At 54.3% G+C, this 19,128-nt stretch carries 15 protein-coding genes; 12 read left to right on the forward strand and 3 right to left on the reverse strand.

All coding sequences use genetic code 11. From position 1 onward, the window contains the following. Positions 1–174 precede the first annotated feature (174 nt). From RB_RS18865 to RB_RS18900, 8 genes are all read left to right on the forward strand, one after another. The gene (locus tag RB_RS18865) at positions 175–1,872 is read left to right on the forward strand and encodes an aminoglycoside phosphotransferase family protein (RefSeq protein ID WP_231845784.1); all 1,698 of its coding nucleotides are present in this window, start codon (positions 175–177) and stop codon (positions 1,870–1,872) included. A gap of 131 nt (positions 1,873–2,003) precedes the next feature. Further along, a complete protein-coding gene (locus tag RB_RS18870; RefSeq protein WP_164922214.1) occupies positions 2,004–2,276 on the forward strand; it encodes a hypothetical protein in 273 nt (90 codons plus the stop codon). A 14-nt stretch (positions 2,277–2,290) separates the two neighbouring features. Further along, positions 2,291–3,220, forward strand: coding sequence for an ISAzo13 family transposase (locus tag RB_RS18875; protein WP_011120409.1), 930 nt, complete (start codon positions 2,291–2,293; stop codon positions 3,218–3,220). Between the two features lie 587 nt (positions 3,221–3,807). Beyond that, positions 3,808–4,512: an FkbM family methyltransferase gene (locus RB_RS18880; RefSeq protein WP_231846505.1), complete on the forward strand. Its 705-nt coding sequence runs from the start codon at positions 3,808–3,810 to the stop codon at positions 4,510–4,512. 127 nt (positions 4,513–4,639) lie between these two features. Then, a complete protein-coding gene (locus RB_RS18885) occupies positions 4,640–5,473 on the forward strand; it encodes a glycosyltransferase family 2 protein (RefSeq protein WP_011122210.1) in 834 nt (277 codons plus the stop codon). Further along, the gene (locus tag RB_RS18890) at positions 5,473–6,423 is read left to right on the forward strand and encodes an alpha-1,2-fucosyltransferase (RefSeq protein WP_011122211.1); all 951 of its coding nucleotides are present in this window, start codon (positions 5,473–5,475) and stop codon (positions 6,421–6,423) included. The genes RB_RS18885 and RB_RS18890 overlap by 1 nt, the downstream gene beginning before the upstream one ends. Positions 6,424–6,488: 65 nt before the next feature. Next, positions 6,489–7,184 (forward strand): FkbM family methyltransferase, encoded by a 696-nt coding sequence (locus tag RB_RS18895; RefSeq protein WP_007333455.1) that lies wholly within the window; start codon positions 6,489–6,491, stop codon positions 7,182–7,184. Positions 7,185–7,238: 54 nt separating this feature from the next. Then, complete coding sequence (locus RB_RS18900; protein WP_011122212.1) at positions 7,239–8,042, forward strand: FkbM family methyltransferase; 804 nt, start codon at positions 7,239–7,241, stop codon at positions 8,040–8,042. A 110-nt stretch (positions 8,043–8,152) separates the two neighbouring features. On the opposite strand, the gene RB_RS18905 is transcribed toward RB_RS18900, so the two are convergent. The 3 genes from RB_RS18905 to RB_RS18915 form a co-directional block, all read right to left on the reverse strand. Beyond that, positions 8,153–8,995, reverse strand: a complete 843-nt coding sequence (locus RB_RS18905) for a glycosyl transferase (protein ID WP_231845785.1) — start codon at positions 8,993–8,995, stop codon at positions 8,153–8,155. Between the two features lie 331 nt (positions 8,996–9,326). Further along, complete coding sequence (locus RB_RS18910; RefSeq protein ID WP_164922940.1) at positions 9,327–10,337, reverse strand: glycosyltransferase family 9 protein; 1,011 nt, start codon at positions 10,335–10,337, stop codon at positions 9,327–9,329. A gap of 81 nt (positions 10,338–10,418) precedes the next feature. Beyond that, positions 10,419–12,803: a hypothetical protein gene (locus tag RB_RS18915; RefSeq protein ID WP_164922217.1), complete on the reverse strand. Its 2,385-nt coding sequence runs from the start codon at positions 12,801–12,803 to the stop codon at positions 10,419–10,421. Between the two features lie 9 nt (positions 12,804–12,812). Here RB_RS18915 and mnmG point away from each other — a divergent pair, with 9 nt between their 5' ends. From mnmG to RB_RS18940, 4 genes are all read left to right on the forward strand, one after another. Next, complete coding sequence (gene mnmG / locus RB_RS18920; RefSeq protein ID WP_011122216.1) at positions 12,813–14,816, forward strand: tRNA uridine-5-carboxymethylaminomethyl(34) synthesis enzyme MnmG; 2,004 nt, start codon at positions 12,813–12,815, stop codon at positions 14,814–14,816. Next, complete coding sequence (locus RB_RS18925) at positions 14,813–15,901, forward strand: SAM-dependent methyltransferase (RefSeq protein WP_011122217.1); 1,089 nt, start codon at positions 14,813–14,815, stop codon at positions 15,899–15,901. The genes mnmG and RB_RS18925 overlap by 4 nt, the downstream gene beginning before the upstream one ends. Positions 15,902–16,563: 662 nt before the next feature. Beyond that, positions 16,564–17,802 carry a carboxypeptidase-like regulatory domain-containing protein gene (locus RB_RS18935; RefSeq protein WP_164922218.1) on the forward strand — a complete coding sequence of 413 codons (1,239 nt, stop codon included), beginning with the start codon at positions 16,564–16,566 and terminating at the stop codon, positions 17,800–17,802. 162 nt (positions 17,803–17,964) lie between these two features. Further along, positions 17,965–19,107 (forward strand): hypothetical protein, encoded by a 1,143-nt coding sequence (locus RB_RS18940; RefSeq protein ID WP_164922219.1) that lies wholly within the window; start codon positions 17,965–17,967, stop codon positions 19,105–19,107. Positions 19,108–19,128: the final 21 nt, after the last annotated feature.

The raw sequence follows: 19,128 nt of genomic DNA on the forward strand, positions 1-19,128 counted from the left end.
AGTGCAACGGCACATCGTGCACGCAAGTTGAGTCGTCGCCTCAGTCTCAAAAGACTCGCACGAAACGTCTGGCCTTCAAAACGTAGAAAAGGTGTCCGACGGTTCGCGGATCCTTCGCTCGGTCGTCAGGGATTATTCCAAGCCCTGAACGACCGCAACGTCAATTATGTCGTCTTGCGTTGGTTCGAAAATGTACCCGAATGGCCCGAAGGGGAAGACATCGATCTGTTGATTGATGTCGCTGACCTGCACTTGGCGGATGATCTATTTGTCACCAATAGCCGAGAAATCCCTTGCGACGTCTACGGTACTGGACCAGCCAAAAACGCATGTTGGAAAGGTTTGTCGTACTACCCTCCCTACCTTGCTGAAGAGATCATCCAATCTCGAACCTTCCACCGGGACCTCTGCTACATCCCGAACGAAGAGCATTACTTCCTATCGCTGGCGTACCATGCGCTCTACCACAAGGGCAACGCATCGGGTTTGCCGTGGGACGACAATGAGGCAACTCAGCGACAGGGCAAACAAAACAGCGACCACGACTACGCTGACCGCTTGCGGGCAGCCGCCCCAGCAAAGTTCCAAAACACATCGATGACGATGGAAGGTTTGGAGCGCCTGTTGACGAGCCAATCTTGGAATCCACCGGTGGATACATTGCGACGATATGCGTCACTCCGTCCGGAACTGGCCCAATTCCTTCCACCTGCGATCGACAACCAACATGGCGAACTCATCGTTGTGCTGTTTCGACAATCCGCAGTCGACAACCAGATTTTGGACGAAGCCATTTCGCTATTCCGCCAAAAGCATCGCCTAGAAGTCATTGGCCAACATGAGCTTTCCGCTGAAGCTGCCCAGCTAGCTTCAAAACACATCCGAGGCGGGAATTGGGATGAAGGCCCGTTCCCGCAGTCCGGTGGATTACCTGCCGTTGCATTGGCGTTGTTTGATTTTCACCCAATCGAACCCACGCCCGCTGAAAAGGAACAGTACCCCTACATACAAAACCGTCGTGTACTGTTCAAAAAGGAAATCCGACGACTGCTTAACAAGCGATTGCCCAAAACGCAGTGGAGCAATTGTGTGCATTCCAGCGATGACGAACTCGAAGGCCTGGAATACCTTGAAATCATCGACTCGTCGTTTCACACAGAAGTACAAAATCATGTCGACCACTTGCGTCGCAGCTACAAAACACCTGAACCAGTCATTCGATCGCTTCGCAAACCCGCCAACCGTTCGAAAACGGAACTCATCCAGTGGAACGGGCAAGAAGCCGTCCGAAAAACATTTCGCCCCAGTTTCAAACGGTTCTGCGATCGCGAAATATTCATCTACCAAACCTTGGGACCTCAATTACACACGGTCCCGGAAGTACTGGAATTCAGCGACTACAGCTTCGTGCTTCCAAAGTATGAAAATTGCTTGGCCAACTTGTCTCTTCGCAAACAAGGCAAACTGCTGAAACCTTACGCGAGCCAAGTTCTCGAATTGCTTCGAGCAACATTCGCGTTGAAACGCGTCATCATCGATTTCCATCCAGGCAATTTGATCCTGACACCAGGAGGCGATCTCTATTTCGTCGACTTTGAATTCACTCAGCCTCTTTCGGATTGGCCGAACTCATTCATGCAGTCGCCGGACCTCGTCGGTTTGCCATCCGGTTTCTCCGGGGACCGTCCCAGCAATTTGCCGCAGAACGGTTACACCTATGACGATTTCTGGAAGCCCATCTTCCAGTGCAGCTTAGAGACGCTCATCAAGCAATGCAAAATTGACACTTCATCCGCTGTCATGGAGAAACTGTCGATCACTGATTTCAAGTCAGGCGAGCAATCCACTTCATCGCTCCGCGAAGCCGGCTAGAGTCATTGGGACGTTCGATTTACAACTTGCGGAACTGCTTTGCTAGCATTGCATTCGGCTGAAATCGCCTGCTCGTTACAATGGGGTTATCGAATGGACTGAAAGGATCTTTGACTTTGAAGGAGTGTGTCATGACACTTGCAATGGAACACCACTTCGACCAAACGGTCGAATCCCAGATGCGAAACTTTTTTCGGACTCTCGGCGAGAAGGATCGTCGACGCTACGCAGCGATCGAAGCCAGGAAGCTTCCTTTCGGAGGCATCCGCTACATCGCCAAAGTACTTGGCTGCTGTGAGAACACGATCGCAAGTGGCATCAAAGAGCTGGAGAGCCTTGCTGATGGTGATCCCCTGGAAGGACGCCAGCGAGTCGAAGGAGGTGGCCGCCCAAAAAAGAACTGAGCTGTCCGTCACTCATGAATGAGTTGCGGGCAGTGATCCAAGACAATACTGCCGGTAGTCCCACCGTGCCTGGCTTGAAGTGGACGCATCTGTCGGTCGCTGAGATTGTCAGAGAATTGTTCCAGCGAGGAATCAAGGTTGCAAACGAAGTGGTTTCTCGTTTGCTCGGCGAGATGGGGTTCAAGACTCGCCAGCAGGTGAAATCAAAAACCAAGGCGCCAAGTCGCGACCGTGACGAGCAGTTTGAAAAGATCGAGAAGTCCATCGAGGACTACAAAAACACGGGAGATCCTGTGTTTAGCATTGATAGCAAACGAAAGGAATCGCTGGGTGAAGTCCACCGTAGCGGCGACGTGATTGCCAATCAGGCAGCGGAAGTTCTCGACCATGATCTACCAGCTTACCGTGATGGCGAAGTCACACCGCATGGGATCTACGACGTGCAAGAAAACACGGGGCACGTGACAGTGACCACAGGTAGCGACACCGGTGAATTCGCGGTGGCATCGTTTCAAAGGTACTGGGAAGAAGTTGGTTCGGTCCAGCACGCCTCGGCCAAGCGAATTCTCCTCTTGTGTGATTGTGGTGGCAGCAACAGCTACCGTTCAAACACGCTCAAGCACCATCTTCAGGAACTGTCCAATGAACTCGGGTTGCCGATTCAGGTGGCCCACTATCCGGTTCATTGCTCGAAATACAATCCGATTGAACGGCGAGAGTTTAGCCACGTCGAACGAGCGTTTTCAGGCCGAATTTTTTCAACAGCCTCGGACGTAGCAGAGGCTGCTGAATCAACATCCACCCAGACCGGGTTGAACGTCACCACAGCAGAACTCCCCGAATTCCAGCCTGTTCGCAAGAGCGGGAAAAGAGTGCCGAAACCACCGAACGTGGAATACGACAAAGATCTCCCCGACTACAACTACACGTTCAACCCACAGTAGTTGAATACGCAAGTTGTAAATCGAACGTCCCTCTGACTCCAACGCCCACCCGAGAAAGAGATGTTCCGATCGACGTTGAGCCGGCGGAACACTCTTGGCCCGTGTTCCGTCATATCAACGACGCCACAACATTCGGAAACAGGCCATCTCGACCAAGGCACGCGAGACGGTCCATTTCACATCGTCTCGCGAGCGTTTTTAAAACTGATGTCAAGTTGGTTAAGAATAGATAAAACGGCAAAGCCTACATTGCTACTCAGATGGGACAGTCCTACGATTCGCGTAGCAACAAATCCCTCTGACTGAATCGGTCCCAAATGATTAGCAAGTGCAATGTTGGCACGACGCTCCAGCCAACGTTGGCCACGCTGGAAACAAGCTTTTCTCCAGAGTGTCCTCCACTCCAAAAATCCAATCTGACCACCCCTGCCAATCCCTCAGCCCCCTCCCCTGCACTTTCCTATTCCGAAAAAGAATCGGCAGGACGACGGTTAGTGCGACTACCTAAGGCGATCCTCCACAAGCTGACTGGTGGAAGAATCGCTCAGGCGTGCTTGAATCGGAATGCAATCATTTCTCAAAGAATGATGGGCATCGGAGCAGGTGCTGGAGTACTAAACAGTGGGGAGGCCGCGGTATTCCCATTGCTACCCCGACAATCGAGTGAACCTTTGGTTGTATTCGACGTGGGTTCGAATCGCGGACAGTTTTTGAACCTGGCACGTAAATCTTTGGCAGGCAGAGACTTCCACATCCATTGCTTTGAACCTGGCCGGAAGACTTTTGAATCACTTTCAAGTCAGGCGACTGATTCGAGGGTCACTCTCAACAACGTCGCGGTGGGAAATTGCGAAGAATCTCGCACACTGTATTACGACCGATGCGGGTCGGGCATGGCGTCACTGACCAAGCGGGAACTCAAACATCGAGGCATCCAGTTTGACCAATTCGAAGAAGTCTCTGTAACCACGATTGACCGCTACTGCGAAACGCACGGCATCCAAGGCATTGACTTGCTCAAATTGGACATCGAGGGGCATGAGTTAGATGCACTCAAGGGAGCCGAAAAAACATTCAGCCAGAACGCGATCCGGTTTGTCACGTTTGAAATGGGCGGTTGCAACATCGACACGCGAACTTTCTTCCGCGACTTCTGGAACTTCTTCACGGATCAGAAAATGACGTTGCATCGAATCACTCCATCCGGGAGCCTGATTGAAATTCGTCGTTACAAGGAAACTCACGAACAGTTTCGCACCACGAACTTCGTTGCCATTCGCCAAGATCGTTGAAACGCGAGCGATCCAAGCTTGGCGAGTCCTTCAAAAATGGCGAGTCAATCTTGCCGTCTGACTCGACAATTCGGTACGAACGAGTGTTCCACTACCTCGCCAGGGGCACTCAGCGGATCGAAACAGCATGGCAATACCGACGAAACCTCGAATCAGCGTGATCATCACGACATTCAATGCCCCGGACGAGCTCTGGCTTGTACTGGTTGGCTACCAGATGCAGACAGAACGTGATTTCGAGATTCTGATCGCTGACGACGGATCCGATTCGAGAACGGCCGCCGTAGTCGAACGGTTCCGAAACTCTTGCGACATCGAAACTCATCATGTCTGGCATGAGAACGATGGCTTTCGCAAATGTGAAATCCTCAATCGCGCCATTGAGCAGGCCAATAGTGACTACTTGCTCTTCACCGACGGTGATTGCATCCCCAGACCAGATTTTCTTGCAGTCCATCTGCGTGAAGCTGAACCAAAACGATTTCTTTCAGGCACCTACAACAATTTGCCGGAATCGTTCAAAGGGTTGATTACCGAAGCCAATGTTCGGTCCGGTCTCGCATTCCGCCTCAAATGGCTTCGCACGAACGGCCTCCCGTTCAGTTCGAAGTGTCTCCGCCTGGTACGCAACAAGACCTTCACTTCGGTTATGAACCGCCTCACCACAACCCGGCCAACCTGGAATGGGTGCAACGTATCAGGCTGGAAATCAGATATCGAAGCTGTCAACGGATACGATGAACGAATGCGTTACGGAGGCCTGGATCGCGAAATCGGCTTGCGGATGAACAACCTAGGAATTCGCGGGAAGCAGATTCGATTCAAAGCCATTTGCTTGCACGTCGACCACCCGCGGGGTTACATGAATGACGAAGACCTTCAAAGGAACCTGTCTATTCGCAATGACACGATCCGCAGCAAGCTGACGCGAACACCCTATGGCATTCGGCGAGCCGCGTAATGGCCACATCAGCTCACCTCCATCTTTCCGATGAGAAGCAGACCCTCGACTCCAAGGCAAGCGATCGAGATTGCGCGACGACAGAAGCAAGCGCATCGGACAAGACTTGCACGATATCGATCAGTGGCGGGCTCGGCAATCAAATGCTGCAATACGCTGCGGGCCGAGCACTTTCGATTCACCATGACTGCTCGCTTCAACTCGACTTGAAATTCTATTCCAGCAAGCGGCATCGATCCTATGAGCTCGATGCGTTCCCGATTCAAGCACATCGATCGATCAAGCCTAGTTTTTTCAGCCAGATCCTAAGCAAGATCCAAAGCGAATCGAAACACGTCCCAACCTATCAAGAACAATCGAAACGGTTTGATCCGGCTTTCTTCAACACGGAACCGCCGGTCAAGATTCGCGGCTATTTCTTCTCGGAGAAATACTTCTCGCCATACGCCGATCAGATTCGGACTGAATTGACGCCTCCCATTCCACCGGACCAACCCGCTCGCGACATGGCGATTCGGCTGAAGGAATGCGTGTCGACTTCTCTGCATGTCCGCCGAGGCGACTATGTAACCAATGCAAACGCACGGCAGCGATTTTGGTGCTGCACCAGTGAATACTTCGAAGCCGCGATAGAGCGACTCCCCACAGACTCGACTGTATTTGTCTTCTCCGATGACATTGAATGGGCCAAGCAAAACATTCGTTCATCTCGGACGACCGTTTATGTCAACGATGAACTAAAGAAAGCCGGCTCTCCGGAAACGGGTTTGAGAGACTTGTGGCTGATGACCCACGCAAAGTCTCACATCATCGCAAATTCTTCATTCAGTTGGTGGGGTGCGTGGCTCGCAAACTCTGAAGCGAACTTGACGATAGCCCCTAAAAAGTGGTTTAACGACCCTGAGATTGATGACTCCGACATTGTCCCATCAAGTTGGCATCGAATTTAAGCGGCTACCGCAATGAAGATATCCAACTCCGGCACGTGCTTTTTCTCACGATCGGTCTGAAATAAATGTTCAACTACCTGCTAAAATATGCTCGCCGCAAAACGGACCCGATTTCGCTGCTTCAACAGCTAACAAAGGGTAGCAGCGAATATCGCACTCTCGTTCACGTTGGTGCTCACCTGGGCCAAGAACGAACAAACTACGAGTCCAAAGGCTATCAGAAGATACTTTGGATCGAAGGTTCTGAAGAAATACACGCAAAGCTGGCTGACTCACTTCGCCAACACGACGGCCCTGCTGAACACAGCACCGCATGTGCCTTGCTGAGCGATCGCGATGGAGAGGAAATTGGCCTTCGATGTTTTAGCAATAACGGCATGTCGAATTCCATCTTTGCCCCTGCGGAACAGCTAACGAGTCGGTGGCCTACGGTAAAAGAAACCGGCGAAATCGAGATGCAACGCTCCGTCAGCCTCGATCGCCTTTTGGCGAATACTCCATTCGCCAACGACTGCGACGTTTTAGTTGTGGATGTCCAAGGTGCCGAACTACTCGTCCTCAAAGGCGGACTAACGACACTGAGTCGCGTCAAAGCGGTTGTCTGCGAAGTATCCACCGTGCCCTATTACGAGGGTGGCGTGCTGTTCAAAGAGTTGAACCAGTTCATGGAATCCCATGGATTCCATGCAATGTCCACGCCTCGTCGTCATGGCGACATGCTCTTCATGCCAAAAGCGGCTCAAAGCAAACTAGCTGCTTAGCATCGCAACTTCACCTCATATACGCCCTCAGCTACTCGATCTCGGAACACTCCCATGGCGAATCAAATCAAACAGCTAAAACAGACCTGGCGGCTTTGCAGCTCGGTGGCAAACGCTTTCAAAGGCAAGATTCGCACGACACTCGGCATTCGCAAGCCAACCAAGACATGCCAGATCCCCGAACTCAAACGCATTGTCGACGAAACGTTTCCCGAAGACGAACGCGGTGTGTTTGTAGAAGTTGGTGCATATGACGGCGAACGATTCTCCAACACATCATGGCTTGCTGATGCCGGATGGCGGGGTTTGTATGTCGAACCGTCCAAGCAATTTTCACGGTGGTGCCGCCTCCGTCATATGCTCAACCGAGTGACCGTCCTCAATGTCGCCGCAGGAAACGAGAACACCAGCGCAACGCTTCAGCAAATCGGATCGCTCAGCACCATGAGCCAAGCGACGTTCGAAGAGTACGATCGAATCGATTGGGCCAAGCAACAAATTGCCAAAGAGTGCAAACAACAGCAAACAGAAGTTCTCAAACTCGACAAAATCCTTGCAGACCAAAAGATCCCAGAGGCATTTGATGTTCTCGTCGTTGATGTTGAAGGTTACGAAGAGAACGTCTTTTCTGGCTTCTCCCTCGCTCAATGGAAACCGAAGCTGATCATCGTCGAACTGTGCGACATCCACCCTGACTTCCAAGACAACTTGGAACTCGTCGAGTCAGCGGGCCGTGTTCGCCAAACGATTCTGGCGGCAGGGTATCGAGAAAAATACAGCGACAGTATCAACACGGTCTTTGAAGTTGACGCTGCGTCACCGTGCAGCGAATCGAAAGACAGCCGAATCGCAGCCTAGCAAGGCTTGGCGAGTCGACCTGAACCGATGTCCGAATACAAGCGGCACACTCTTTTCGGACATTGGGACCAAACGGCGTACTCTCTACAACGCGTCTGCTTTGCTCAACCTCAGCTGGTGACGAGATCCCAGTTGGCTGAGGCTTTAACTGCTTCGGTAATTGAGACGTCTGTGAAGCTACTTAGAATCGCTGCGTCACGAGCGTTCTGAAGACGATCCTTTGTTGAGACGATTGCTTTGAAGCGTCGCCAAACCGACGGGGATACTGAACGTTGCAACTCTGCAACACATAAAGTCGATGCTCGATCCGACTCAACCGTCTTCAATCGCTTTGCGTAGCGGCTGTTCGGATTTTGGTCGAGCTCGTAGTTCCCAAAGCCATGGTCTGGCTTCAGGTACTTCAAATGCCAGTAAAGAAAGCCGACGAACTTGCGAGGCAGGTTTCCACGATGAAAACGTTCGAAGCGACGATCGTGTGTGAAATAGGTTTCTTCGCTAACCGGAAAGAAACCAATATCGCCCCCACCCGAAATTGAATCATCCAAGGGCACCGATAAATCGCCGTTCTCATTCAACAGAAGATTGGGCCCGGAGAAACAATGCATTTCATTGAACGCCGAACCGAGCATTCGTATCGAGTCCGTCACTTCTTTTGTTGCTTGTCCAATCGCAAGATGATCGTCATCTAGCTTCGTAGCAACCTGATAACGGGTAGCCGCGAGCGAAAAATTGTAATAGTTCACCAAGCTGTTCGGCGAATCACCGGGAGTTTCAATGTGCCCGGTGCTGCCCGGTGGATATACCCGGTCGGTGTAGTGAATCACCCGCAGTTTTTCTTCACCAAACTCCGCCTGCAAGCTTTCTAGTATCTCCACCGAACGATCAGTGCATTGATTGTGCACTGCAACGATCTCATCAAAGTAGGAGATATGGCTGCGGATCGTGGCTTCCAAAAATGCCTCACCATTGCGAATCCGCATAAATGCGGAGATCCCCGGCAAACGGCCAGTGACATTCAAGTGATCTCGTTCGAAACGATAGCCTGAAACGGTCGCCCCCAGACTACTTATCGGTGTTTTAGTATCACGCAAACTTCAATACCGCATACATGTTAACGCTGAGAGATGCCATACCGTCGAACAGAGACTTCGTGCCGAATCCGCTGACGATGGTGACCACGTGTGACTAAATAATGAACGAGAAATAAGTGCCAGGTACCTTTTGTGCGAAGCACCCCATGGTCTTTCCGGCAAAAGGCACCTGACACTTATTTCCCAACCGTTCTTAAGCCGCCTTGGCGAACGCGGGCGTTTGAAGTTGATCGATCCATTGGCACACGTGTTCGACACCGATCCGGTTGATGGCTTCCCGTCGTGGTGATCCACCGCGAGAATTGGCTTCGATCGCCATTGCGTGTTGCTGGTACGGACCGCGTGCGGAAGGCGACTCGGCTCCGTTGTGTGGACCATACAAACCAACCACGTTAGCACCAGCAGCGACCGAAGCATGCAACATCGGCGTGTCCTCCGCGATCACCACTCGGACCAATGGACTGAGTGCTGCGGACAATGATAGCGTCATGTCGGGTGCCAGCGAAGCGGCGTCCCCGGCGCAGGCTACGATCTGCTCTGCCTTCAATCGTTCTTCGAATGTTCGCCAAGTCACGATAGAGTGCATTTGAAACCGGTCCGCCAAATAGCGAGCCGTCGCTGCATAGCGATCAAACATCCATCCGACCGAAGACGAGACTCTTCCGGAGTCCATCATGACCAGATCTTGCCCGGCCCAGCGGTGGCGGTATCGCATCGCCCAACGGTGATCGGCGGACTCCACTGGCCAGTCAAAGCTGGCTTGCGGACGATCGATCGCGAGCGGTGCCAGAAGTTCCAACCGACGATCGACCACGTGGTGAAACACAGGTGTCACTAATTCATTGAGTAGACGGCGTCTTGGTGCGAATCGTGGCATCGTGTCCCAGCCAATCCGGCGTGCGGCGGCCGACAACTGACAAACGAAAGCGGACACAAACGACTCGTCGCAATCAATTGCCACGTCGAATGACTGCGCATTCAACTTTTGTTTGACGCTGCGAATGCCTCGTGGCGACCGATTCCAGCGGGTCGGCAGTTCAACGACTTCATCGATTGCAGAATGCTGCTCCAAGAAGTCCGCTTTTTCGACGCCGACCGCAATCGTGACATGCGAATCGGGGAAATACTCTTTCAGCGAACAAGCGACCGGCAGCGTCAAAATGCAGTCAGACAGATCACCCGTTTGGCTGAGCAGAATCCGCATGGGAGAAGATGACTCAAGAGACATAATCAAAATCAGTTGGAAAGCAGAATTCGTGATCAACGCGTTCGACGCGAAACGCCACTATCGACTGGAAATGGAACGGAACGCACGAATGCGAGCCCGCGGGGCCAACCCCCGAGTGTCCACCGGTTGATCGAGCACGTAACTGCCGACATTGCCGGCTTGGTCCGTGGCATCGATCCGCAAATAGATCTGACGTGGCAATTGAGGGTCCGCAGGCCAAACGTAGTCGCCCAGGTTTCGCAGACCTGCGGCGATGGTTGTCCAAGGACCTTCAGGTGTATCACTAAAGGAAAGCGTGATTGGACGCGACATCAAATATTGATCTTGGCACCGATACGCGATCACCAACGACCCGGCGCGGTCGGCCTCTCCGTAGCGAGCACCGGTGATGCTGACCTCGGGTTCGGTCTGGTCGACTACCACCACGATATCGGGTGCATCACCGCTCAGCGGTCGCGGGCTGGTCAAACCGTTCGCTGCAACGACCACGATTTGAAATCCAAAAATCCCTTCGCCGTTGGTTTCAATATCAAAAGGACTGGCTTTGTCGGGGTCAGTTCCCCAACGATTCCAAGTGATGCCGCCGTCTGTGGTTCCGTAAAGCTCGATTGCTTCCACGCCACGACCACCAATCGCCTCGATTTCAAAATCCAAGCTGAATCGATTGCTGTCGCTGTGACGGATCACGGAGCGTTCCGCCAATCGCTTCAAGTCCAGTGTTTCACGCGGATCCAGTGTTGTGCGTTCCATCGTTGCGGAACTGGCCCTTTGCGACTCGTATCGCATCTCAGTTGGTGTTTCCGCTGAGCGCCCACTTGGCTGATTTCCCGCTGAACCACCGAGCGACTGCGAGTCGCGACTTTTGCGATCTCCGGTGATTGGCGACCAAGGCGACTGCACAGGTTCTTTGGAATTCTGAATCTTGTCGACCGGCGAAGTCGGCTCGGGAGCATTCAGTTGCGACGGCGCATTGGTGTTCAAACCTGCCGGTGCAGGAATGGACTCAGGCAGGGACGGCCCTACATGAAACGGCGTCTCGGGTTCCGCCGACGATGAACCACCTGGTGTTCCCAGCGTTGGCGACTGTGCCAGTGGCGTTTGCGAGCCTGGCGGCTGAGCTTGAGAACTGGGGACCTGAGGACTGGTCTCCTGAGGACGGGGCAACTGAGAGCTGGGTAATTGTGGCGTCCCGATGGCCGGCGAAGGCCCCTGCGTCTGCGGTGCGGGTGCATCGAGCGGTCGCATCGCTTCGGCGGGAGTCTGCGGACGCGACGGTGCGGGCAACGATTCCGCTTCCGGCGTTGCAATGTTCTCAATGCTTCGCCCCGCTCCCATTGCCGACTGGTGTGGCTGCTGCCCGGATGCATTTTCAACGACAGGTCCATTGGGCTCGGACATCATCCCGGATGGCAATGGCAACATTTCGGGACCTTGCGACGCTGCCTTGCTGCTTCCAGCGGGCGCCTGGCCCGGCAAATCACCAAACCCCTGAAAGATCCCTTGCCCAAACGAGGGACCGTATCCATTGGGTCCCGATGCAAATCGCGTGGTGGGCTTGGATGCGACCCGCGGTTTTTGGACCAGCTCACTGACGATGGTTTCGTTGCCAGCCTGATCGAGAGCACGCAGACGCAACGATAATTGTTTCCAATCGTCCTTCGGATGCAGTTGCAACCTTCCGGTATTTCCTTCTCGTTCGACCGTGGCGACTTCCCATCGACGAGTCGTATCGGTGACGTAGTGAACGGTCAGCTGGCGAGTTTCTGTTGCATCACGAATTGTGAACTTCGCAACAACGCGGCCATCGGCGTCGGAATCCGCTTCCAGATCGATTTGCGGTCCTTGCGTATCAACCACGACTTTCAACTCAGGAACAATTGGTCCCGGTGGAAATGGCCGACCATTGGCGTCCACCGTACGGGTGGCGAACCAAAACGTCCCTTCGCCGGATTCCCGAATGTGAAACTGCCGAGCGTCCGGCGGCTGCCGATCCAACAACTTCCACTGCCCGGGGGCAATTGCCACCGATGTCCGGGCACCGGCTTGGGTGTATGGGTTCTGCTGAGGCAATGGCCCCGATTGCGTCGCCGGGACGTTCTCGCGAGATGTTTCCGTCTGATCCGCCGGATTGGGTTGGTTTGCGGGAACCGCCACGTACAATTGCACCTCGACGGGCGCTGTTCCTGCTGTCGCAATGTTGAACGGGATCTGGAACGAGTCCGAATTCATGATCACATCGGCAACTTCTTGTGCCGAGGTGGCACGCGAATCCGCGACCGTGCCACCGGCCAATCCTGCCGTCACCATTGCCGCAACCAATGCCCGCCGAAACGCGGTGGAGCGACGAATCAAACGACTTTGGTGCTGGTCAAATCGCATGGTTTGGTCAAAATTTGGGTTGGCGTGAATTCGTTTGGCGTCAACTCGAGCGTCACCGCGCATTGACAATCCGTGTTTCGAACATCGGCGTTTCCCGACTGTGGACTTCAACCATTGACCGCTAACAATCCTCAAAATCGCTACGACTACGATGTCGTCGTTATCGGAGCCGGTCACGCGGGAACAGAAGCCGCCGCCGCTGCAGCACGTCTGGGTGCGAAAACCGCACTCCTGACGACCAACCTGGATACGGTTGGGCAAATGTCCTGCAACCCAGCGATCGGCGGCGTGGCGAAAGGTCAAATCGTTCGCGAAGTCGACGCACTGGGCGGCCTGATGGGCGAAGCGATCGACGCAACAGGGATCCAGTTTCGGATGCTCAACCGCCGCAAAGGACCGGCGATGCACAGCCCGCGTGCTCAGGCGGACAAAAAGGCCTATCAAAACTTCATCAAATATCGGATTGAAACCCAAGACAATTTGGACCTCCGGCAAGAAACCGTCGAGGACCTGATCACCGAACCGATCGCCGATGGACAGGACCGCTTGGCAAACCAACGGGTGATTGGTGTGCGAGTTCGCGGAGATGCGGTTTACCACGCGCCGACCGTGATTCTGACGACCGGGACGTTCTTGCAAGCGATCATGCACACGGGCAAATCGCAATCCGCGGGAGGACGAGCGGGAGAAGGAACCACGGCCGGACTCAGCGGCGCGCTGAAAGGCATGGGTTTCACGCTGGATCGATTCAAGACCGGAACGCCGCCACGACTCAACGCTCGAACAATCGATTACTCGGGATTGGAAGAGCAACCCGGTGACGATGACCCGCAACCATTCAGCTATCTCAATGACGCGATCAGCTCACCACAGATGGCTTGCCACATCGCTCATACCAACGAACGTGTGCATGACTTGATCCGAGCGAACTTGGATCGGGCTCCGATGTACAGCGGCCAAATCGATTCTCGCGGCCCGCGATACTGTCCATCGATCGAAGACAAAGTGGTCCGCTTCGCCGACAAATCCAGCCACCAGCTGTTCTTGGAACCGGAAGGCCGACAAACTTGTGAGGTCTACGTCAACGGGATCTCAACCAGCCTGCCCCGAGACGTTCAAGACGCGATGTTCCGCTGCATTCCAGGTTTGGAAAAGGCCGCGATCATGCGTTACGGCTATGCGGTTGAGTACGACTACTGCCCGCCGACTCAGTTGTGGCCACACCTCGAATCCAAATCCGTCTCGGGGCTGTTCTTTGCCGGCCAAATCAACGGCACCACCGGATACGAAGAAGCCGCCGGACAAGGCTTGATCGCGGGCCTGAACGCAGCGAGAACGGCTGCGTCCAAGACGCCATGGGTACCCTCTCGGCAAGACGCTTACATTGGCGTGCTCGTTGATGACTTGGTGACCAGCGGCACCGACGAGCCTTACCGAATGTTCACCAGCCGAGCCGAATATCGGCTGCTGCTGCGACAGGACAATGCCGACCGCCGCCTCACGGCTCAAGCTGATGAACTGGGCCTGATCGATGCCGCGCGACGCGAACGATTCCATCGAAAGCTCGCCGAGATTGAACGCGGGACCGAGTTGCTGCAACAAGCCAAGTTCCAACCCGAAACGGGCCCGACGGTTCGCGGCGACGTCTATCTGCGTCGACCAGAGGTGACCTGGAACGTGATCGCTGAACAAGTCCCTGAGTTGGCGGGCATCGGACGAGAAGCAGCCGAACAGTGTTCAATCGACATCAAGTACGCGGGCTACATCGACCGCCAACAAGCCGAAGTTCACAAGCAATCGCGACACGCCGAAAAGTCGATCCCAGTTTCGTTTGACTACGACAAGATCGGACCGCTTCGTAACGAAGCCAAAGAAAAGCTGACCAAGGTTCGTCCGTTGAACTTGGGCCAGGCCAAACGAATCAGCGGAATCACTCCGGCGGACTTGGCATTGGTCCTTGCCCACCTCGAGAACAACTCGCTCTCTCAAACTAAATCGTCTGCGTCTGTTGACAAACGTGCGTCATCCGACAACGAATCTTCTCGACCAACCTCCTCTGCTTCGGATTCCCTTTGACCGACGATCCAAACTCGCAAAGCCGCAACGAACAAAGTTCCTTTGCAATGATGTGCTGCGCCCACGGCGCTGAGACTTTGGTCAAAGAACAGATTGCCAATGAAGGCTGGCGGCTCGCATTTTCGCGTCCCGGTTTTGTCACTGCCAAGCACGATCAACCCAAGCGGCCACCAACCGGAGTCTTCATTCGAACTGCGGCACGTTCGCTGGGATCAGCCAAGAACGATCATTCATCAGTGATGATTCAGAAACTGCAGCAAGCCATTGCGGCCGAAACGGTGCCATTTGATCAACTGCACGTTTGGCCCCGAGACCGCACTGCAATCGGGCGTTTCGATTTCGAACCTGGCATCGACGAAGTTTCCGCCGCCGTTGCCGATGAAATCTGGTCCGCTCTTCACGATGGTTCGGCTTCCAATGGTCCCGGGCTGACTTGTGCGCGACCCAATCAGATCGCTGAAAACGGCCAGCGAATTCTGGACGTGGTTTTGGTTGATCCGTCGCAGTGGTTCTTTGGCACTCATGAAGCCACCACGCTGCCGACGCGCTGGCCCGGCGGAGTCCAACCGATCGAACCGGCCTACGAACCCATTTCCCGGGCCTACTTCAAGGCCGCCGAATCGGTCGCATGGAGCGGCTTTGACATGCGACCAGGCGATTTGGCGGTCGAAGTCGGCAGTGCCCCCGGCGGGGCTTGCGGTCGCCTTTTGGAGTTGGGGATGCAAGTCATCGGTGTGGATCCAGCCGACATGGATCCTCGAATCGCTGACCACCCGCGATTCATTCACTACCCCGCTCGCGCCGGCGACCTTCCCCGCCGAGTCTTCCGCGGAGCCAAGTGGTTGCTGGTCGACTCCACGGTGAAACCAGACGCGACGCTCAGCACAGTCCGAAACATGGTCGACAGTCGCGAAACCAGTTTTCGCGGTCTGCTAATCACGATGAAACTCGGCGAATACGAGAACGCGGCTCACCTGGAACGATGGTGCAACTTCATTCGTACTTGGGGAGTCGAGCGTTTGGAAGTCCGTCAACTCGCTCGTAACCGATGCGAAGTCTGCGCAGCCGTCACGCTCCCAGCCTGATCAGACCGGATCACTACGGCGTTCCGCAGTGGACACTTTCGCAATCAACGGATTTCGTCGTAGATAACCCGTTCGCCCAGCCAAACTCGAAAGCGCCGGATCGCAAGGGTGCGGGAGAACTCAATTTCTCCGTGAATTGTTTGGCTTGAGTCAGCGGCGGATTGCGGATCCGCTTCAGCGGTCAGTTTCTCAGGCAATTCGAACCGAAACCGAGAGTGGATACGAAGCCAGCTGATTCTGAACCAGCAGGGCACCCTATTGATCGTGATGACCTGCCTGAACCACCACCCGTTGTATACAAACGTTCCCTGAAACGGCTTTTCGAACCGAATTTCGCGGTACAGGAACGAACGTCGATGAAGTGTCGCGTACTTTGAGAACACGCCTTTTTCGAGCGAGCTTTGCGTAGAAACGCTGTAAGGGTTGAGCTGAGCCAATTCACGTATCTTTCATACAACAAATCTTGTCCTTGCCCCTCATCCTGCCTACACTTCGTTCGCACAACTTACCCAATCTCCCACAAATTTGATTTTCTCGGTGATTTTGCCGTGACTTCTGGGGGGATTCGGACAAAACTGTTGGACGTCTGAGCACGAAATCCATTTCGACTCGGACCAGATTTGTATTTTAGGCAATTGAGACACCCTAACCAGAGACACACCATGAAACGCTTTGCTGCCTTTGCCGGCATGCTTGCGATGACGATGACCATCGCCGTCGCTCAAGACTCGAACGTCAAACTGAATGATCACCTGACTGTTCCTCAATGGGTCAACCCAGCCGTTGCCGGCGAACTGACCGGTCGTTTGATTCTTCCTTCAACGGATGGATCATCAGAAACGATCGCGGACGCAACCATCGTTTTGACCGACGCATCGGGAAAAACCTTGCGTTCGAAGAGCAATGAAGAAGGTGACTTCACTTTCACCGGTGTCGCTCCTGGCGTCTACGCTCTTTCCGCTCGTGCAGATGGTGCCTTCGCATGCTGTGCGATGCACGTTGTCAGTGACGACATGGCCTCTTCAGAGATGTATCCCAAGACCGCTGAAATCGCTGCTGCTGGCATCGACTACTCGATTATCAAATCGTCGATCATTCGCTACTTGCCACCAGCTGGCAAAGACAGCCTGACTTCGATCGCAAACGCCGACCTGAAGGGAATCTCGAGCCAAGTTGTTGGTGAGAACCTCTTCCGCGTTGCACAATCCAACGGTGGCATGAAGGGCCGCATCCACATGGCTGGTGCCGAAGGCCGCAGCCTCACCGATGCCGGACTCTTGAACATCTTCCTGATTCAGGATGGCGAAACAGTTGACCGAGTTGTCAGCAATCGCGACGGATCGTTCGAATTCGCTGGTGTTGAACCCGGTGAATACTCGATCTTGGCAATCGGCCTATCGGGCTTGGGTATGGCAGGTTTCGAATTGGTTGACGAAGCAACTGCTAACGCAGAAACCGCTTTGACAAACGCCAATGGCGAAACCTTCGTCGGCTTCGGACACAACAATGCTTGCTGCTGCTGTTGCCCTCAATTCTCGATGCAAGTTGCTCCGTTGCCAATGGCGATCGAAGCTTGCAACGAAGTTGTGATCAGTGAATCAATCGTCGTTGAAGAAACCATCGTCGATGACGGCATGATCGTCGAAGACGGCTTCGGAACCGCAGTGGATGCCTTTGGCAACCCTGTCGACGCGTTTGGTAACCCAATCGGTGGCGGCGGATTCGCTGGTGGTGGCGGAAGCTACGGCGGTGGATTTGGTGGCGGCGGAGGCGGTGGCTTCGGCGGCGGACTGGGCGGCATCGCTTCGCTCGCAGGCTTGGGCATCATCGCTGCATCGCTTGATGACGACGACAACGACAACGTCTTCCCACCACAACCTGCCAGCCCAATCGTTCCCTGATCGAACTCGTTCGATTCGGACTCACTCAAAAGGTCGCGGGACCGTCTCAACCCGCGGCCTTTTTTCGTGCGCCGATCGTCGGCGGCTTCCCTTTCTGGCATAATGCTGGAAACTCTAACCTTCCCTTCCCCTCCTCTCGCCCCATTCCCACCTGAGGACCCTATGAGTCTTGTTGAAGGTGCTCCCGCTCCAATCAATCCCGAAGTCCAAGCCGCCGCGGCGAAGGCACTCGATCAGCTCAATGAACACACGCTGAAAACCGTGCACTGGCATTTCAGTGATGACACGGGATCTCCGTTCTGGTTGGAAAAAAAAGCGGAACTCAACTTCGACCCGCTCACAGATGTGAAGTCGTTTGACGATCTGAAGAAGTTCCCCCACTTCGAAGACGAGTGGTTGCGTGGCGGGCCGATCAATCGCTGGGTTCCCAAAGGCCATGCTGGCAAACCCGTCTATGTTTTTGAAACCGGAGGCACAACCGGAATTCCGAAGAGCCGGATGGTGATCGAAGACCACTGGAAAGACTACGAGCTCTTCAGCGACACCCTGCCGGACGAACACTTCCCCAAAGGTTCGAATTGGCTGATGCTCGGCCCAAGTGGTCCACGTCGCCTGCGCTTGGCGGTGGAGCACCTTGCACAGCACCGCGGTGGGATCTGTTTCTGCATCGACCTTGACCCTCGTTGGGTGGTGAAGTTGATCAAGAAAGGTTGGATGGATCACCTGGAAGAGTACAAAAAGCACTGCGTTGATCAGGCCGTCACGATTTTGACTGCTGGCCACGATGTGAAGTGCATGTTTGCGACTCCGAAATTGCTGGAATCGCTCGGCGAAGCTTTGGAAGAAAAAGGGACGTCGTTGGCGGAGGTCGGGATCAAAGGGATATTTTCTGGCGGCACGGAGTTCACCCCTCAGTGGACTCGATTCGCCGTGGAAGAAATGCTCGGCGGACCACCTGAAGAAGGCGGCGTGTTCATGACGCCCACCTACGGCAACACGTTGATGGGATTGGCATGCAGCAAACCCATCACAGCAACAGATGGGTACAAGATCAGTTACTACGCACCGCAACCACGCGCGGTCACCGAGGTCGTTCAGTTTGACGACTACAACGCGAAAGTCGGCTACGGAGAAACGGGGCGTGTGAAGCTTTACACGCTGACGGATGAATTCTTTGTCCCCGGATTCATGGAACGCGACGAAGGTGAACGCGAACAACCATTTGAAACCTATCCCTGGGATGGGGTCAGCGGCGTGCGTCCGTTCCACGAACTGGCGAGCGCCACAACGGTCGGCGTTTATTGATTGACGCTGCCGCTTGGCTCC

Origin of the sequence: Rhodopirellula baltica SH 1 (assembly GCF_000196115.1) — a bacterium.
In the GTDB taxonomy this organism is placed as follows: domain Bacteria; phylum Planctomycetota; class Planctomycetia; order Pirellulales; family Pirellulaceae; genus Rhodopirellula; species Rhodopirellula baltica.

Excerpts from the sequence above, each read along its gene's own strand:
- RB_RS18915 (WP_164922217.1), bottom strand. The coding sequence starts at position 12,803 with ATGCGCGGTGACGCTCGAGTTGACGCCAAACGAATTCACGCCAACCCA.
- RB_RS18885 (WP_011122210.1), top strand. The coding sequence starts at position 4,640 with ATGGCAATACCGACGAAACCTCGAATCAGCGTGATCATCACGACATTC.
- RB_RS18935 (WP_164922218.1), top strand. The coding sequence starts at position 16,564 with ATGAAACGCTTTGCTGCCTTTGCCGGCATGCTTGCGATGACGATGACC.
- RB_RS18880 (WP_231846505.1), top strand. The coding sequence starts at position 3,808 with ATGGGCATCGGAGCAGGTGCTGGAGTACTAAACAGTGGGGAGGCCGCG.
- RB_RS18940 (WP_164922219.1), top strand. The coding sequence starts at position 17,965 with ATGAGTCTTGTTGAAGGTGCTCCCGCTCCAATCAATCCCGAAGTCCAA.
- RB_RS18870 (WP_164922214.1), top strand. The coding sequence starts at position 2,004 with ATGACACTTGCAATGGAACACCACTTCGACCAAACGGTCGAATCCCAG.
- RB_RS18895 (WP_007333455.1), top strand. The coding sequence starts at position 6,489 with ATGTTCAACTACCTGCTAAAATATGCTCGCCGCAAAACGGACCCGATT.
- RB_RS18910 (WP_164922940.1), bottom strand. The coding sequence starts at position 10,337 with ATGCGGATTCTGCTCAGCCAAACGGGTGATCTGTCTGACTGCATTTTG.
- RB_RS18900 (WP_011122212.1), top strand. The coding sequence starts at position 7,239 with ATGGCGAATCAAATCAAACAGCTAAAACAGACCTGGCGGCTTTGCAGC.
- RB_RS18890 (WP_011122211.1), top strand. The coding sequence starts at position 5,473 with ATGGCCACATCAGCTCACCTCCATCTTTCCGATGAGAAGCAGACCCTC.
- RB_RS18875 (WP_011120409.1), top strand. The coding sequence starts at position 2,291 with ATGAATGAGTTGCGGGCAGTGATCCAAGACAATACTGCCGGTAGTCCC.